1 protein-coding gene is annotated in these 1545 nt (G+C 60.3%); it reads left to right on the top strand.

Going from position 1 to position 1545, the window contains the following annotated elements; translation table 11 throughout:
* Window positions 1-78: 78 nt before the first annotated feature.
* A partial coding sequence (locus QJ48_RS34755) for a flotillin family protein (protein WP_054977810.1) occupies window positions 79-1545 on the top strand: 1467 nt, incomplete at its 3' end.

Below are 1545 nucleotides of genomic sequence, written 5' to 3'. Positions count from 1 at the left end.
GTGGAAGTGAAGGACGGCGCACTGCTGGTGTCTTGTCTGGACTCCAATCATTAATTACTTATCGAAGGAGCGGTGCAGATGGATGGAATAAGCGATGCCTTGTTGGTTCCCGTAATTGTCGTTGCCGTTATCGTCGTGTTGGGCCTGGCGTTCTGGGCGCGGTACAAAACGGTCAGCCCGGACGAAGCGATGATCGTGACCGGATCGTTTCTCGGCAGCAGAAACGTCTTGACGGATGACAGCGGACGCAAAATCAAAATCGTACGCGGCGGCGGTTCGTTCATTCTTCCCGTGTTCCAGCGGGCCGAGTTTTTGTCGCTGCTGTCGCATAAGCTTGACGTCTCGACTCCCGAAGTATATACGGAGCAAGGGGTGCCGGTGCTTGCCGACGGCGTGGCGATCATCAAGATCGGCGGGTCCGTCGAGGATGTGGCAACCGCGGCCGAGCAGTTTATGGGCAAGCCGACGGAAGCGCTTAAAGGAGAGGCGCAGGAAGTGCTGGAAGGCCACCTGCGGGCCATTCTCGGCTCGATGACGGTGGAGGAAGTGTACCGGAACCGGGATCGCTTTGCACAAGAGGTTCAAGGTGTGGCGGCCAAGGATTTGAAGAAAATGGGCCTGCAAATTGTTTCCTTTACGATTAAGGACGTCCGCGACAAGCAGGGTTATCTGGAGGCGCTCGGGAAGCCGAGAATTGCCGCCGTGAAGCGGGATGCGGAAATCGCCGAAGCGGAGGCGCTCCGCGATTCGCGGATTCAGAAGGCGCGCGCCGAGGAGGAAGGGCAGAAGGCCGAGCTGCTGCGAGACACGAACATCGCCGAGGCTTCGAAGGAGAAGGAGTTGAAGGTAGCCGCCTTCAAAAAGGATCAGGATATGGCCCGGGCGGAAGCGGACCAGGCGTACCACATCCAGGAGGCGCGTTCGAAGCAAAGTGTCGTCGAGGAGCAAATGCGTGTCGAGCTCGTGCGGAAGGAGCGCGAAATCGATTTGGAAGCGAAGGAGATTCTTCGTCGCGAGAAGCAGTATGACGCTGAGGTGAAGAAGAAGGCGGACGCCGACCGGTATGCGGTCGTTCAGGCGGCGGAAGCGGAGAAGGCGAAGCAGATCACGCAAGCGGACGCCATGCAGTACCGCATCGAAGCGGAGGCGAGAGCACAGGCGGAGCAGAAGCGGCTCGAGGGTCTGGCGATTGCGGATGCCGAGCGGGCCAAAGGGACGGCGGAGGCGGAGGTGATCCGGCTGCGCGGCTTGGCCGAAGCGGAAGCGAAGCAGAAGCTTGCGGAAGCGTTCGAGAAGTTCGGCGAGGCGGCCATTCTCGACATCATCGTCAAGATGCTGCCGGAGCTGGCGGGCAAGGTGGCCGAGCCGATCAAATCGATCGACAAGCTTACGGTTGTCGATACCGGTCACGGCGAAGGCGCGGCGCGGGTCCGCAACTACGTGACGCAGCTGGTGGCGACGGCGCCGGGAATGCTGAAGAGCGTCAGCGGACTGGACGTGGAGAAGGCGGGGCAAAGCTTGACGAATCGCACGGGTCAACAGACT

It is taken from the genome of Paenibacillus sp. A3, from assembly GCF_001399685.1.
In the GTDB taxonomy this organism is placed as follows: domain Bacteria; phylum Bacillota; class Bacilli; order Paenibacillales; family NBRC-103111; genus Paenibacillus_G.
This window is presented reverse-complemented; position numbering and strand designations above follow the sequence as displayed.